Genomic DNA, 14,730 nt, shown 5'->3' on the forward strand with positions numbered 1-14,730 from the left:
ACTGTATGAGGCGTGGTAATCAATCTGTAAAAAACCAGCGCTTGGTTTTATGTTTGCGCAGGTATTCTGCATCTTCCGCAGATTCTTCTTTCACAAAGATGTTGCTGTCCTGTTTACGTCCGATGTAATCCAGTCTGCTCAGGCTTTCAAATAGTTTATTCACTGCCCGAACAAAAGGAATCATAGGCTGCAGACATTCTCTTACATCCAGGTGTTTATAGCGAATATTGGCACAATTGATCATCAGGGTTTCCAGTTCTCCCTGCCGCAGTTCACACCATTCAGACAGGTAGTTCAGTAACTCTTCTTTTCCCGCACCGGCACGTTGATCGATGGCATTTTTCATGGTGCGGGCCAGCCCGGCGATCACTTCCAGCATCTGCGCAGGCGCCTGATTGAGGCCCAGCCAGCGGAACTGCGTAATTCGGGTGCCCAGGAACTGCACCATTTTTTCAGTGATATAAAGTACTACCAGGGCCAGATCGTTGTTCTGGTTCCTGCCATAAATTTTTTGTACGATGTGTACGCCATAGAGTTCCATTTGCCCCAGAAACTGATCCAGCTCATGATGCAGGTCAATTAATGATGGATGAGCATTGACAATGCTGCAGGGCGGAATATAATCATCATCCATCTGCGGACGGCCATCTGCTACATTTATGCGGCCCAATACCATCTGGTAGCTACCCAGCTGACCGGAAGGTAGCTGCGAAGCGGGTGCGATGTATAAATGATATTCAGGTGTGGCGTAAGGAAGTCGCGGCGGATCCTCATCCAGCAAAGGTTCCCCGCTGGGCTGCCGGTTAAACGGGTTTACCTGGATCAGCACATAATAAGTGCTTTCCGTATGCTGCGGATCCCAGGTATACGTAGCTTCCGGGAAAGTAGTAGCATATTTCAGGGAGTGCACAGTATGTTCCGGCACTTCAATTCTGCCACCACCGGGGGTCAGCGCCCGGCATTCTGTTAACTTCACACGCCACTGATGTTGGTTATCAGTGACAAACCAGCAACGAAGCGATTCTTTACTTTCTGCTTTGGGAGGTAACAGCCCATAGTTCAGTGCATGTATGCTACAAGACAATGCATCCCTGATCTGATCCAGCAGTGCATTTTCAGTATCTATAAAATGTTGCTTCTTAATCTTCATGCCATCTACCCAGTTAACGGGGAAATGCTTTAGCGGTTCTGCCATAATACGCTGCTTTTAGGATAACATAATTCTGTTGCAAATAATCACACTGTTTTCTTTGATCCCATTCATAAAAACGGCTTTATGCGGATCCAGTGTTTTAGCGCCACCAAACCAGCGTGGTTTAAGGTGGAATACCCAGCCATAAGGCTGCCCGGTGTTATCTACAAAGTCAATAGGTGTATTGGGATAACGATCGTTATAGTCATTAATAAAATGGTAAAACAAATCCCCCAGGTCCATTTTAATAGGTGTACGTGCCCTGAAATAAGTGCGACTCCTATCCATGAGCCCTTTCTCCATTTCCAATCCAATCACAATCAGGTCCTTCATATCATCTTCATTTACTTCCGGCATATCTTTATACATCGGGTATTGCCACCACTTGTGCACTTTCACGGGGATGGCCATCATCCGTTCAAACGTTTTATACACAAAAGTGGGTAGTACAAAAGAGAACATGCTGGTCAGCATAGGATAATACAGGAAGGTATCCTTATCCAGGAATCTGTTCACCAACACAAATCCAACGCCGCCAAACAGCCAGATGGCCAATATAAAAGCCAGTTCAGATACCAGTGTGGTTTCATTTGCCCAGAAACGGGTATACATAAAATGGCAATGCACTATCCCCAATCCCAGGAACCATACTTCATAGAAAAAATATTGGTTCATCAGGTTTTGATGGGTAAACAGGAAAGGGATGGAACTGATAACGGCAAATATCAGCGTCATACACATTAAATACAACAGAGCTTTCTTCTTGTAAAGGCTGAAATTCTTAATGTATCTGCTGAGCAAAGCCACTATAAGAGATCCTATGGCCATAACGCCGGCCAACATAAAATAAAACTTAGCAGTGTATCTCATAGTTCTGTTTGGTATGTCCAGGTTTTTCGGGTTTGGGTACTAACATGTTTCTTGGTTTTTCAGATGCAGGGTAATAGCAAAAATAATTCCACAATAGCCAGTGTTCGTTACTCAGAGGAAAAAATTATATCCCATAATTCCCTGATCAGGCTGCTTGTCCGACATCACCACCTGCTTATCTCCCGGTGGTGGCAATAGTTGCGTAGTCACCTCTACATCTGCCGGCAGTAAGTATCCATAACAGGTTTCCAGCAGTTTCCCATAAGGCTGCCACGGCAGGTAATCGTATATCCGTTGGCGTTTAACCGGGCCAATACTGACCGTTAATACCGGCATATCCGTGTAACACTGTGTACCCACCATTGCATCTACTCCTAATGCACATTCTCCCAATGGCACCGTATTGCCGGTGCTCACCAGTTGCGGCTGCCGGTTGATGGAAATAGAAACCGGCTCTTCGAACACCTGCTCCAGGCACAACTTCACGAGGGGCATGTTGCCGGCTATATGATGCATATAGGGCAACAGCTTCACCAACCTGTTCGCGGCCGCTGCGGGAAGTCCTTCGGGCAGGTCCCAGAAGGCATGGAACAACTGGTCTGCATCTTTCCCGAATACATCAAACAACAAATGCTTTTCCCGCTGTTCCAGGTATACCCGCTGCAGAAAGAATTCATTCTCCAGTGGTTGAAAGAACCGACGGGCCTGTTGCTGCTGTTGTTGCTGCTTCTTGTAACGGGTCACCATTTCCGTGACCCCACTTTGACGAGCAGAAGGTGTTTGTTTAAACTCGTGAAATATACCCTGCGGTAAACGGTCATAAATACCATCCCGCGAAAGAGAAAAACTAATGAACGGCTGATAAGGCTGACTATCATCAAGTTTTACATGCGTAATATCTGTGGTGAATGAACGGGTAAATACGTTCTTCATCTGTACTACCACTTCTTCTTCCCGCACATGATTTTCCAGTAACTCTCCTACCACTACTTCCGCCCTAACGTCGTAGGGTAAAGCATTGACATGATCAATCACCTCATCCAGTGCGGCAGCCTTCTCTGCATTATTTACCATAAGGTATGATTTAGGTTTTTCTTATCCAGCTAATTTACCGTTAGCATAACTATCATTCGTCTATGGTTCCGGGCTAACAACTCCAGCAACAAAAATAGGGGATTGCTTTTATTTATTGTGGCTTAAATTTTGAACCAAGGGAAATTTTTTTCCGGGTGAATTAACTTTAGCAATTTATCCAAAAAAACACTAAAATTGTAAATCTGAATTGTAAAAACCTGAAAAACCGATGGCCCCCCGTAAACCCGAAAATGAACGTAAGGTTAACTCATTCCGACCTTTTGGTAAAATTGCCAGTCATGTAGATCCCATGGTGCTATGGACATTTCTTGGCCTGTTCCTCATCAGCGCTGTACTGCTTGCCTTCCAGATGGATGGCCGGGAAGACTGCAGCAACACCAACATTACACTCAGTCATATACAAAATAGTAACAGCAAAGCATATGCAGTAGGAGAAGTCATTACATTTAATGCGGAGAGTCATGATAAAAAAACAGGGAACTATACCTGGGAATTTGGCGACTCCAGCGCGAAAGCAACCGGTAAACAAGTATATCACTCCTTCAATAAAGCAGGCAGCTACCTCGTTACACTCACCTCCGGAAAATGTACCTGGAATATAGAAGTGCTGGTGGTGATGAATACACCAACTACCGCAGTCAATAACAACGCAGACGTATTCCCTGTAATTGACGGCCCTTCAGAAGCTTTTGCAGGACGCCCCGTGACCTTCAGTAACAAAACGCCTTCCGCCACCAAATGGAGCTGGCACCTGCTGCAGGATAACGCGGAAGTACATACCGGCTCCTCCGTTACATATACCTTCTCCTCTCCGGGTGAAAGAACTTTGTCGCTGATCATTAATGGCGACAGCAGCCATATGGTACTGAAACACATTACCGTATTCCCTGCCCGTCCGGTGGAACGTCCGGATGTTCCGCAGCCTTATATACCACCCGCTCCGGCGCCAGCACCCGCACCAGCGCCTGCGCCTGCACCGGAAAAGAAACCTTCTATCTCGGATGATGAATTCAAATACCTGCTCATACAGGTAACTCAAAAACAAAAGAGCGCCGCAGATTTTGCACAGTATCTCTGTAATAATATGAATGCCAGGGTAGTACTGAATGCTAATGATGTAGATAATTTCTCCCATTTCTGTTCCCGCATTTATGGCAAAAAGAAATTCAAGATAGAAAGGGTCAATCTCACCAAAACGCCAGATGGCTGTATCAATGAGATCCTGATCATGTACGATCGCAAAAAAGTGTTGGGCATATTTTAAGCCGCTATCATGAAAGGAAAATATTATAAACTACCGATAGACTTCTCGCAACTGCTGCAAAAAAAGGACATGCCAGCCATTGCACTCGAAGAATCTATTGAACAACATATTCACCTGTTGATCACTACCGTATTGGGAGAAAATAAAGATGACGCCCAATATGGCTGCCAGTGGTGGGACAGCGACTTTGATATCAAAGCCTCCAACAATGAAGTAAAAGAACAGATAGAAAGCGCCGTGAAAGCATCTATTGTTCGCTATGAAAAAAGAATTGCACAGATAAGGGTAGTGGCCGCTGTGAACCAGGAAGAGCTGTTGATGCCAGCCACCCGAAAGATGAAGAAGAAAATCCGGGTAACCGTTACCGGTACCATTGCCAAAAACAATAACCCGTTTCAATACAGCAGCTTCTTCTACATCAGCCCCTTATCGTACGATTAATCATTTGTTTATTAACGCCACTCATGAAAGAAAAGAAAGAACGAATAAAAGACCGGATGCTCAAAACCGCCGCCCGCCTCTGGGGATATCCCGACGCGGAGGTGGAAACCTCTTTTGACCCGGTAGTACAGCTGCTGCTGGAAGCCTGCGCCAGCGAGCTGGAAAAGATATCAGGAGAAGTGGATGTTTCTCATGCGCGACTGGTGGAAAGACTGGCCCAGATCATGATGCCGGAACCTATCACCAGCAGCCAGCCGGCTTATGGTATCCTGCATGCTATTGCCACTGAACCCGTAGCCGATATTCATGCAGACCATCAATTTTATCAACATACCAAAGCAGGTACCCATACCCGCGATATTTTCTTTTCACCTGTTACCCACCACCGCCTGTTCCGCGGCCAGGTGCAATACCTCGGCATCGGCAACAAACTCTACGAAACACGTGACAACTGGTTCAAAGAACAAATCCTCCAGGGACAAACTTTTCCCGACATGGCTCCCAACCATTTATGGATAGGCCTGCTGATGGATGATGTAGCCCATTCCTGGGAAGGCATGTCGTTTTTCTTTGACCTTCGCAATATTCACCAGCAGGAAATGTTTTATCATTACCTCCCGCTGGCCCGCGTATTCCTGAACAATAAAGAAGTATCTGTAAAAGCCGGATACCACCATAGCCGCAGTGCCGCCGAAGAAGAAGTAGACAGCATGATACAGGTGGCCGTGAATAACAACGCCCGTTACAGTCAACATATCCTGCAACGTTTCCGCCGGCACTTCCTCACGGTAACAGACGCACCTCCGGCCGGTGCACCCGTTTTGCCGGAAACATTACAACGTATTTTCGGGGCAGACAGTAACCGGCTCAACAAAGAAGTTCAATGGCTGCGCATAGAATTTCCGGAAGCGCTGCACCATACCTTGCTGGAGGACCTTTACTGCAGCATCAACTGCTTTCCCGTTATCAATAAAAAGAATAACGAGCAGTCGATGAAGCTGAATCGTTACCTGAACATCATTCCAATGCAAACGCCGGATATCTTTTTCGATATCAAACGTGTATACGACCTCGAAGGAGCCGATTACTATGTTCGTAATTTTTCCACTGCCGGCCAGATGCAGGAAGGCGAGCTGGTCATTCGCAGCAGTGGCATCGGTCGCTTTGATACCCGCGAAGCCAAAGAGGTGATTGCCTACCTGGTGGAAGTGATCCGGGATGAAAGCTCCCTGTTTGAAGAAGTAAAGAATGATTATGTGACGAACCGCATGCGGGAACTGCATCAGCTGATTGCCTCCCTGGAAGAGCAACTGCAGCCCAGCGCCAACAAAGGCAATATCCCCTATGTGATGGTGAAACCGAAAGAAAATGCAGAGTATATCTTCATAGAATTTTATTCCACCAACGGTACTGCCGCCAATAATATCCGTATGGGTAACCGCCTGCTGGAATATGGCAGCATCAACACCCGGCCCAATACCATTACGCTACTCACCAATACTCAAGGCGGTAAAGACCGGCTCAACATTGACGAAAAAATCAATTTGTACCGTTCCCATTTATTATCGCATAACCGTATTGTGACCACCGAAGATATCAAGGCGCTCTGCAAAACTATCTTTGGGAAAGAAATGAAAACAGCGGCTGTTGCCAAAGGTATTGCGCTGCAACCCGGCGATGGAGCGGGATACAGCCGTACACTCGACATCCGGATTAACTTACATCTGCCTACCGAGCGTTACCCTGCTGCTAATCTTCACTACATGAAAGAAGAATTATTGCTGCAGTTGGCGGAAAAATCGAGCAATACTTTTCCTTATAGAGTATTTATTAATGAAGTGCTGGCATAAGTCAATGCAGCATGGATATGAAATAATGCGTTATTGATCAGCTGCAGGCGGGTTGATAACGCATCTGGTTTGGGGCACAGGTGTGGTTGTATTATTGTTGTTATCTTCCGCATACCCCCCGTAACCTATCCAGGACTACGGCTCCTCCCGTTCACATTGTTAAAGCTACAGATATCATTACTGTGAGGAGTTAATTATTGTTGCATTGCCAGTGGCATCTCCGGCAAAAGATTGTTCCATGCAGTGCTTTTGTGATCCGCTACTCCACGCAACTGCACGGCCCCGCCCGTTTTCAGTAAGTCCGCAGGCACTCCTTTTTTTCCATCTTCCGCATATAGCACTATGCTATTCCCAAAGCCAAGATCTACATACACGCGGTTACTCACCAGCCAGCCCTTTCCGGAAAGACTGGAGTTTTTACGTATATACACACCGTTAGCCTGCAGGTCGTCGAGCAACTGAATACTGATTAACTGCCCGTCTTCGAAGTGGGTGTTATTTTGCAGGCGGGCTGCATATACCGCTATACCAGATTTTACAAGGGTTGTTTTGCCGATAGCAATACGGATGGTATTAAAATCCTTATCGCCGGATTTACTGACAGGCGCTGGTGTGGCAAACACGGAGCCGTTGCTGGTACTTTTGCTGAATACATTGTAACCAAATCCGGGCATGTATAACTCAGGGCTTTCAAACAATTGTTTGATGGCAATGATTTTATAAATATACTGGGCGGTTTCATTGTTCAGCAGCAACTGGTAGTAGTCGCTGCTCCCCTGCCGTTTTATATTCCGGGAGATATTTCCCGATCCGGCGTTATAGGCTGCTGCGGCCAATGTCCAGGAGTGTAGCTGATCATGTAGCATGCGTATTAGTTTACACGCTGCATGGGTCGCTTTGATCAGGTGATTGCGTTCATCATAGCCAGCGCTGACGGTGAGCCCCAGGTCTGCCGCAGTACCAGGCATAATTTGCCATACACCCTGCGCGCCAACGGGAGAGGTAGCATTACTTAATCCACTTTCCACAATTGGCAGGTATTTGAAATCCAGGGGTACCTGGTATTGTTGCAGAATAGGTTCTATGACCGGGAAATATAATTCTGCTTTCCCACGCAGTGCTGGCAGGTATCCCTGGTAGCGCAGGTTGCGTTTAATCACATCCATCAGCCGGTAAGAAACGAAATCTCTTTTCATAGGCACTACTTCTCCGCAGAAATCTATCTGCTGTGCCTGCCCGGAAACGGTCAGCAACAGGAGGCATCCTGTTATCAGAAAAAGATGTTTGATCATTGCTTAGCCAACATATATTTGGGGAGCACCGTTACCGGCAGATACAATACTACCTGTTGTTTTCCTTCTGATGTTTGCAGTACAATAATAATTTCATCTTCTTTCTTAAATTGTTTGGAAGGTACTACATATACTTCGCTGGCTTCCTCTCTGGGGGCAATAATGGCCGGCCCTTTTCTATAGAGGATAGGCATGGTATGCAACAAGGCAGTATCTTTTTTCTCTTTATGAATCAGGCTGGCTTTTAAAATTTCAAAAGGTGCCTTTCCTTTGTTCCGGATACGGAAGCTGAAGTAGTTCATATTGCTCAGGGTCATGGCTTGTGCATATCCCAGGCTTACTCCTTCCACTTTTACTTCGTACTGGTGATTTACTTTATGATCCTTTCCAAAGTCCTCCGCAATTTTCCCAACGGTAACGGTGTCTACGCTGATGAGGTTACCGGTTTCTTCGGGGAGGTTCATCAGTTGTTCATCGCCGCTGCGTTCTCCTCTGCCGGCGCGGGGCGCCTGTGGTGTTGCTTCGGGAGTAGTGTAGGCTCCGGTTGTTTTAGGCTTGCCGGATAAAGTATATTTCAGGCGTGATAAATCTGCTTTATCGCGATAGGCGATGATCATGTAATGAATATTTTCTCCTTCCCGCACAATCAGGTTGGTGGGATGTGGCGCCGCAGTGATAGGCCGCAGAAATACCATATTACCGTCTACAATGCGATAGTCATAGTCGGCATTCTTACCATCGCCGATCTGGAAAGTTGTTATAGGAGCACCAGAGGTAATCAGTGTTACCGCACCTTTGGTGGTCAGAATACTATCCGTACCTGTTTGGGCATTTACAGACAGCCCTGTGATTAACAAACAAAGCAGTAGACTGCACAGCACTCGTTTCATCGTTACGTCAGCTTTTACCTTTAAAAAATGTAGGGATATTTTTATGCAGGCAGCTTTCGGGCTTCCGGGCGATAGCCATAAATACCGCTGTAAGCCCAAAAGCTGCCCTAAAAAGATTATTTACCATCCTGTTCATAGGTAGTATCCCAATCTGTTGCTTCATCGCCTTTTTGGCCCTCCATTTTGATCAGGAAGTTTTTTGCCGGGAAGTAAGGTTTCAGATGGATATCCAGGTGGATACGATCTTTCTGTATCGGATCCTGTTCAAAACGGCGGATATTGAAGTCTTCAATCAACTTATCCGGTCCGGTGATGCCATCGAGGAAGCGGATGATCTGCTTCATGAGGTCCTTACGCGTATTGGCGTTGAAGTTTTCGAAAGCACGGCGGTTCAGGAAGTCCATCAGCACCTTTGTCACAAAGTCGAATACGCGAACTACCGAGTAGGTTTGTAACCCGAGGTTATCGCCATTGAACAATGTTTTGGCACTAAAGGCCATTACCTTGCCATATTCTTTCACCATGGGCACCAGTCCCATTTTTTCCAGGCTGGCGATTTCGCTTTTCTTCAATTCAAATTTCACCCCGTCTACTTCGTTCATACCACCGAATTTTTTACCGGCGGTCACCTGCGACATCAGGGTTTTATATATTTTTCCTGCCAGCGCACCGGAAGGAGGTACATAGAGGTGATCCTGTTCTCCTACTTCATCAAACTTGCCGCGGCCTACCAGCCAGTTGCAGGACATGATGACATTAGAACGATGGATTTCCCCACCGGTCAGGTTAGCCAGTTCAAACATTTCCATCACATCATCCGGTGCATCCAGGTGTGCGAAGTCAGTGACCAGCATCGCTTTATTTTCGTGGGCAATTTTCGCCCATTTCTCAATTACTTTGTTGGAGCCCAGGTATCCGGGGATAACCAGCAGGCTGTAGTTGGTGCGCAGATCCAGGCGATCGTAGTTGCTCACCAGCTCATTATTAATAGCATCGATAAAACGGGTATTATCGAGGTCTTTCAACTGTTCCAGTTCCACGTTGATAAAGGAAATGTTCTTTACTTTATCGGATTCAGTATTCTTGAAGAACAGTGCCACGTTTCGGTACGACTGCTCCAGTTCCCTGGTGGAATCCACTGCTTCCGCAAGGTTGGCCGACAGCACCTTTCCTGCTTCTTCCGCATGGGAGGTACAGTAGTCTACCATCTCAGGCAGTTCAGTTGTTTCGGACAACATTTTCTCCCAGAGAGATAATACTTTCTTCAGTTTATCTCTTTCTGCCTTTTTACCGGCTTCAGTTAAAAATATATTACGGCGCGCTTTCCTTTCGGGGTTCAGGTTTTGCGCACCTTCAATAGTGCCTTCCAATAGATCGAAGCCACCGTACTTTGCAAGATCTTCAATATTTCCGGTGAGGTTAACTTCCTGCTGTGACGACAGTCCATCATTTTGCAGCTCCTGGTTTTTCTGTAATTCTGCCATAATCAGTAAGGTTATGTTCCTGGATTGGGGGGAACCGTTAATTATTTGGTATTAAGGTCATTCATCATTCCGCGAATAGCGCCCAGTAAAGCTTTGCGGGCATCGGGATCGGCCAGTGCTGATTTCAGGATCTTATTCGTTTTCAGTTGTTTCATAATTTTCAGGTATTGTTCCTTTTCCGTAGCCAGGTCGTTCAGGAAAGCGCTTTGCGCTGTAATTCCCTTTACACCGAAATCACCCAGGTGATGGAACTGTAATTTTTCAGGTACCGTACGGCCTTCTGCATCATGAAAGGATACATTTACAGCCGGTTTGAAGTGTTCAAAAACAGCTTCCACGGAAGTAAGCCCTTCCACAATTTCAGGTTTAACAGGCGCCTGCTGGGTTAACTTTTCAGCAAACAAGGTACGGTTATGCGATATCTCCGCGATGGCTTCGTTGGCGTCCAGCTTCACTTCTGTGCCGCCAATTCCGTAGTTGTCATTCATTTGATATAGAATTTAGAATTTTGGAATCTGACAATCAATTTATGGTCCAGTCTAACTGATCATTTTTTATATCCAGTGTTACCGTCATATCTTTTCGCAGGCTGCCTTCAATGATCATGCGGGACAATGGCTTGCGCAACTGTCCGCGGATCACTTCCCGCAGCGGTCTTGCTCCATACTGTGGCGAATACCCCATCAGTGCAAGTTGCTGCCGCGCCGGTGCAGATACATTCAGTTGTATCCCTTGCTGCGTCAGCAACTGCAATAAATGCTGCAAATGGATATCAAATATCTTTTCCACATTCGCCTGTTGAATAGGACCAAACGGAACGATCTCCGTTAACCTGCCCAGGAATTCCGGCCTGAAATGACGGGCCATCAATTCCATCAACTGCTGCGATGCAGGGATTACGTTTTCCTGGAACGACTTTGCAATCACCTCACTGCCGATATTGGAAGTAAACAATACCAGCGCATTGGAGAAATCGCCTGTTTTCCCGAGTCGGTCATGCAGTTTTCCTTCGTCCATAATCTGTAAAAAGATATCGAACACCGAAGGATGTGCTTTTTCAATTTCGTCAAACAGCACTACTGCGTAGGGCTGTTGCCGTATTTTGTTGACCAGCAGTCCGCCTTCTTCATATCCCACATATCCCGGAGGGGCGCCATACAGCAGGGCAGCCGCGTGTTCTTCTTTAAACTCGGACATATCAAAGCGAATCATGCTACGCTCATCCTGGAACAGGAAATCAGCGAGCGACTTCGCCAGTTCTGTTTTCCCGGTACCGGTAGGTCCCAGGAAAAAGAAGGAACCGATAGGTTGTCCGGGGCGGCTCAGGCCCGACCTGGATTCCAGTATGGCATCTGCCACTGCTTTGAGTGCATGATCCTGTCCTACTACCCTTTTGCGTAGTTGCGCTTCCATGTTCACCAGGCGCTCCCGTTCCCCGGATTGAACTTTTCCCAATGGGATACCGGTGATAGCCGCGATCATGGTGGCCAGGTCTACCGGGCTTACACCCTGCTGCTGCGTGGCTGTAGCCACTTCCAACTGCTGCAGTAACTGTTGCAGGTAGGGTTGTAATTCCGCCGCAGTCATTTTGTTGACATCTGCTGTCATATGCAACCGGGCTGTCAACAGGGTTCCCAAACGTTCTGTCATTTGGCGATAGAACCACTGCAAATCTTCCACTGGTACGGTTTCCTTACTACTGATTTCGGCGAACGAAGTTTGCAGGCTCTGAGCGAGCGCTCCCCCTGTATCCTGCATGGCGCGTATAGCGGCCATGGTACGGTCCAGCAGGTTGATAGCGCTGTCCGGCAAACATCTTTCCTTCACATAGCGCCGGGATAACCGGATGGCTTCGTGTATGCTTTCCGGTGGCAACTGCAACTGGTAAAAGTTTTCGTATATCGGGGCAATGGCTTGAATCATATGACCAGCCAGCACTTCATCGGGTTCTGCCAGTGTGAGGGTTTCAAAACGATGCCGTAGCATCGCATCCGGTTCTATCAGTTTACGGAAACTCTCGGGGGTGGTAGTCCCAATGAGTACGATTTCCCCTTGTCCCAGCGCTGCTTTGAGCACATTGGCCATTCCGCCGCCGGATTGCTTGTCAAGCAAACTGTGCAGGTTATCGATAAAAAGTATATGCCTGCCCGTTTGCTTCAGTTGCTGAATAATCTGCAGCAGGCGATCTTCTAATTCATTTTTATAAGCGGCCCCGGCTATAAAAGCGCCGTAATCAAGTGCATAGAGCTGGGAAGACTGTAACGACAATGGTACTTCTTTTTGTACGATGGCACGTGCCAGTCCTTCTACCAGGCCGGTTTTACCAACTCCTCCTTCTCCTATCACCAATACGTTGGCGCGGTCTTTTCGTGTAAGCACTTCCGTGATGGCCCTTATTTCTCCATCACGGCCAATTACGGGGTGAAACGTTTTCAACAGTTGTGGATCTGTAATGCGGTACACATATTTGAGTGCACCAGGCTTAATCCCTTTACCTGTATTGGTTTCCGGTGGTATATCTTTTCCACTCTTACCAGCGGCTTTCAACTGCTCGCGGGTAAAAGGAAATGTTTTCAGTTGTTCGTAGGAGAATCCAACACCTGGTGTACACAGCGCTGTAAGCAGGCTCCAGGCATCCGCTTCTTCATTATCGTTGGTGAGGCTGAGGGCTTCATTCAATACGGCTGCTGCGGCTTCATCCGGAGTGGGATCGTCTGTGATGCGTGGGGACCTGGGCATTTCATCCAATCGCACTTCGGCCCATTCTTCCAGGTAGTACACATCAAAGTTCAGCTGATGCAATGCGGTTACCAACCCTGTTTCCTTATGCAAACAGGCACGCAGTAAATGTGCAGGCGTATACTGCGGATGATGATAATCTTTTGCAATGGCTGATGCAATCTTTACTGCAGATTGCAATGCAGGGCCAAATATGGTTAATGTTGACAGGGTCATTTGGATGATTCCAGGTTTTTCTATTATTAAGTTAACAATTACAATTACTATATGGGTGCTCCCCTTATGGAGCGTGGTAAAGATACAGCGAAAATATTTACATAGAATTCAATCTCAAAAAAAACTATGTCCAGTACGCTTATTCTGTACCTAACCGGATATTATTCGTAGGCACATATCCACAGAACCAGCCACCATCAATAGTTACATCGAATGCAAAAAATATCGTAACATATTATTTAAATTTATTTTTTGATGCGAAAACAGGGCATAAAAAGCTTTTCTTGACCCTGCATAATGGGGAGGATGTCTACCTATTAAATAGGTACATGCGTTATTTATCTCCCTAAAAAAACTATGACCTGGAAAATGCGTGAGAAGTCCAGATGCCCACGTTTGACTTTAAATCTTCGGCTAACTGTAACAGGGATACGAAATCAAGGTAGAAATTCTTCAATAGCTGGCGGTCCTGTAACGACTGGTGGAGGGTGGTTTCAAAATAATCCATCCCATGGCCAATACCGGCATAGACCCGGTTATTATAAAAAGAAAGAAACAACTTAGCACTGCTACGTTCCTGCAGTTGCGTTATTTTTTCCATCAATACCGGCGTCAGCAATTGCTGCGCTTCATTTACATCCGGTGCATAGACCATGAACAGTTTATTAAAAGCGGCATCTGCCGGTAATACTTTTTTACCAAGATCCCAGGTTTGAATAAATCCATTGTCGGTGGCTGTACCGGAAAACAGGCTTTCCATGGTGCTGTTGCGGGAAATAACATATACCGGCGTGCTGAAATACCTGGGGAACTGGCCAATAAAATAACTACCGCAGAAAACCGTGTCGGGGCCCTGACTGCCTACCGTGATCAGCGGCATATGTGTTACCAGCAAATCACAAAACTGGAAATTCATGTCACCTGCTTTGCCGTAAATCTGGTCGTTGCCGCTGATATGATAGTCCTTTCTGGCAAACAGGCCATGCTCCGTGAACTCTTCATAGCTGGCATAGTTGAGGGGCTGATAGGTATATGCCGGATTAATGAAACTAATGATGGGTTTAACAATCCTGTTTTTAAAATCATGCTGAAAATCCGCTGCATCATTCATACCTTTTCCTTTCATCATAAAATAGCTGAGCGCATAGCCTCCCAGTGAAAACAGCACCACCAGGGCGATGATCAGCAAAGTAGGATTGCTATCTCCACCTGTGTGGGGTTGCGTGGCAAAACGGATGATAAAAAAAACGAAGATGGCGAAAGTAATGAGGCTGGCTGCCCATATCCGGCGTATCCAGTTACGGCCGGACTTACGCTGCTTTTCCAGGGTCAGCAGCTCGTCATGGAGCTGCTGATCCAGGAAGTTATTAAATTCTTCCAGTGTTTTCATATATACT

The 14,730-nt window shown here is 46.5% G+C and carries 12 protein-coding genes; 3 read left to right on the plus strand and 9 right to left on the minus strand.

What is annotated here, in order from left to right:
* Positions 1-19: 19 nt before the first annotated feature.
* The 3 genes from J7623_RS26595 to J7623_RS26605 form a co-directional block, all read right to left on the minus strand.
* The gene (locus J7623_RS26595; protein ID WP_291926634.1) at positions 20-1,195 is read right to left on the minus strand and encodes a hypothetical protein; all 1,176 of its coding nucleotides are present in this window, start codon (positions 1,193-1,195) and stop codon (positions 20-22) included.
* A 12-nt stretch (positions 1,196-1,207) separates the two neighbouring features.
* Complete coding sequence (locus J7623_RS26600; protein WP_366839863.1) at positions 1,208-2,062, minus strand: TssN family type VI secretion system protein; 855 nt, start codon at positions 2,060-2,062, stop codon at positions 1,208-1,210.
* A 111-nt stretch (positions 2,063-2,173) separates the two neighbouring features.
* On the minus strand, positions 2,174-3,136 hold the full coding sequence (locus J7623_RS26605) for a type VI secretion system baseplate subunit TssG (protein WP_291926635.1): 963 nt from the start codon (positions 3,134-3,136) through the stop codon (positions 2,174-2,176).
* A gap of 229 nt (positions 3,137-3,365) precedes the next feature.
* Here J7623_RS26605 and J7623_RS26610 point away from each other — a divergent pair, with 229 nt between their 5' ends.
* Genes J7623_RS26610 through J7623_RS26620 form a run of 3 tightly spaced genes read left to right on the plus strand, consistent with a single transcriptional unit; the run spans position 3,366 to position 6,712 of the window.
* Positions 3,366-4,421, plus strand: a complete 1,056-nt coding sequence (locus J7623_RS26610) for a PKD domain-containing protein (RefSeq protein WP_291926637.1) — start codon at positions 3,366-3,368, stop codon at positions 4,419-4,421.
* Between the two features lie 9 nt (positions 4,422-4,430).
* Positions 4,431-4,862, plus strand: coding sequence for a GPW/gp25 family protein (locus J7623_RS26615; protein WP_291926639.1), 432 nt, complete (start codon positions 4,431-4,433; stop codon positions 4,860-4,862).
* 23 nt (positions 4,863-4,885) lie between these two features.
* Entirely contained in the window at positions 4,886-6,712 is a 1,827-nt protein-coding gene (locus tag J7623_RS26620) for a hypothetical protein (RefSeq protein WP_291926641.1), read from the plus strand.
* Positions 6,713-6,906: 194 nt separating this feature from the next.
* On the opposite strand, the gene J7623_RS26625 is transcribed toward J7623_RS26620, so the two are convergent.
* The 6 genes from J7623_RS26625 to J7623_RS26650 all read right to left on the minus strand — a co-directional run bounded on the left by J7623_RS26625 (position 6,907) and on the right by J7623_RS26650 (position 14,723).
* Positions 6,907-8,004 (minus strand): transglycosylase SLT domain-containing protein, encoded by a 1,098-nt coding sequence (locus tag J7623_RS26625; RefSeq protein WP_291926643.1) that lies wholly within the window; start codon positions 8,002-8,004, stop codon positions 6,907-6,909.
* The gene (locus J7623_RS26630; RefSeq protein WP_291926645.1) at positions 8,001-8,894 is read right to left on the minus strand and encodes a hypothetical protein; all 894 of its coding nucleotides are present in this window, start codon (positions 8,892-8,894) and stop codon (positions 8,001-8,003) included. The genes J7623_RS26625 and J7623_RS26630 overlap by 4 nt, the downstream gene beginning before the upstream one ends.
* 116 nt (positions 8,895-9,010) lie before the next feature.
* Positions 9,011-10,378 (minus strand): DUF5458 family protein, encoded by a 1,368-nt coding sequence (locus tag J7623_RS26635; protein ID WP_291926647.1) that lies wholly within the window; start codon positions 10,376-10,378, stop codon positions 9,011-9,013.
* 41 nt (positions 10,379-10,419) lie between these two features.
* The gene (locus tag J7623_RS26640) at positions 10,420-10,866 is read right to left on the minus strand and encodes a hypothetical protein (RefSeq protein WP_291926650.1); all 447 of its coding nucleotides are present in this window, start codon (positions 10,864-10,866) and stop codon (positions 10,420-10,422) included.
* Positions 10,867-10,900: 34 nt separating this feature from the next.
* A complete protein-coding gene (locus J7623_RS26645) occupies positions 10,901-13,333 on the minus strand; it encodes an ATP-dependent Clp protease ATP-binding subunit (protein ID WP_291926652.1) in 2,433 nt (810 codons plus the stop codon).
* Between the two features lie 355 nt (positions 13,334-13,688).
* Positions 13,689-14,723, minus strand: a complete 1,035-nt coding sequence (locus J7623_RS26650) for a DUF3137 domain-containing protein (RefSeq protein ID WP_291926654.1) — start codon at positions 14,721-14,723, stop codon at positions 13,689-13,691.
* Between the last annotated feature and the right edge of the window lie 7 nt (positions 14,724-14,730).

The sequence above is a fragment of the Chitinophaga sp. genome, from assembly GCF_017745275.1.
In the GTDB taxonomy this organism is placed as follows: Bacteria; Bacteroidota; Bacteroidia; order Chitinophagales; family Chitinophagaceae; genus Chitinophaga.

Excerpts from the sequence above, each read along its gene's own strand:
- J7623_RS26595 (WP_291926634.1), bottom strand. The coding sequence starts at position 1,195 with ATGGCAGAACCGCTAAAGCATTTCCCCGTTAACTGGGTAGATGGCATG.
- J7623_RS26600 (WP_366839863.1), bottom strand. The coding sequence starts at position 2,062 with ATGAGATACACTGCTAAGTTTTATTTTATGTTGGCCGGCGTTATGGCC.
- J7623_RS26605 (WP_291926635.1), bottom strand. The coding sequence starts at position 3,136 with ATGGTAAATAATGCAGAGAAGGCTGCCGCACTGGATGAGGTGATTGAT.
- J7623_RS26610 (WP_291926637.1), top strand. The coding sequence starts at position 3,366 with ATGGCCCCCCGTAAACCCGAAAATGAACGTAAGGTTAACTCATTCCGA.
- J7623_RS26615 (WP_291926639.1), top strand. The coding sequence starts at position 4,431 with ATGAAAGGAAAATATTATAAACTACCGATAGACTTCTCGCAACTGCTG.
- J7623_RS26620 (WP_291926641.1), top strand. The coding sequence starts at position 4,886 with ATGAAAGAAAAGAAAGAACGAATAAAAGACCGGATGCTCAAAACCGCC.
- J7623_RS26625 (WP_291926643.1), bottom strand. The coding sequence starts at position 8,004 with ATGATCAAACATCTTTTTCTGATAACAGGATGCCTCCTGTTGCTGACC.
- J7623_RS26630 (WP_291926645.1), bottom strand. The coding sequence starts at position 8,894 with ATGAAACGAGTGCTGTGCAGTCTACTGCTTTGTTTGTTAATCACAGGG.
- J7623_RS26635 (WP_291926647.1), bottom strand. The coding sequence starts at position 10,378 with ATGGCAGAATTACAGAAAAACCAGGAGCTGCAAAATGATGGACTGTCG.
- J7623_RS26640 (WP_291926650.1), bottom strand. The coding sequence starts at position 10,866 with ATGAATGACAACTACGGAATTGGCGGCACAGAAGTGAAGCTGGACGCC.
- J7623_RS26645 (WP_291926652.1), bottom strand. The coding sequence starts at position 13,333 with ATGACCCTGTCAACATTAACCATATTTGGCCCTGCATTGCAATCTGCA.
- J7623_RS26650 (WP_291926654.1), bottom strand. The coding sequence starts at position 14,723 with ATGAAAACACTGGAAGAATTTAATAACTTCCTGGATCAGCAGCTCCAT.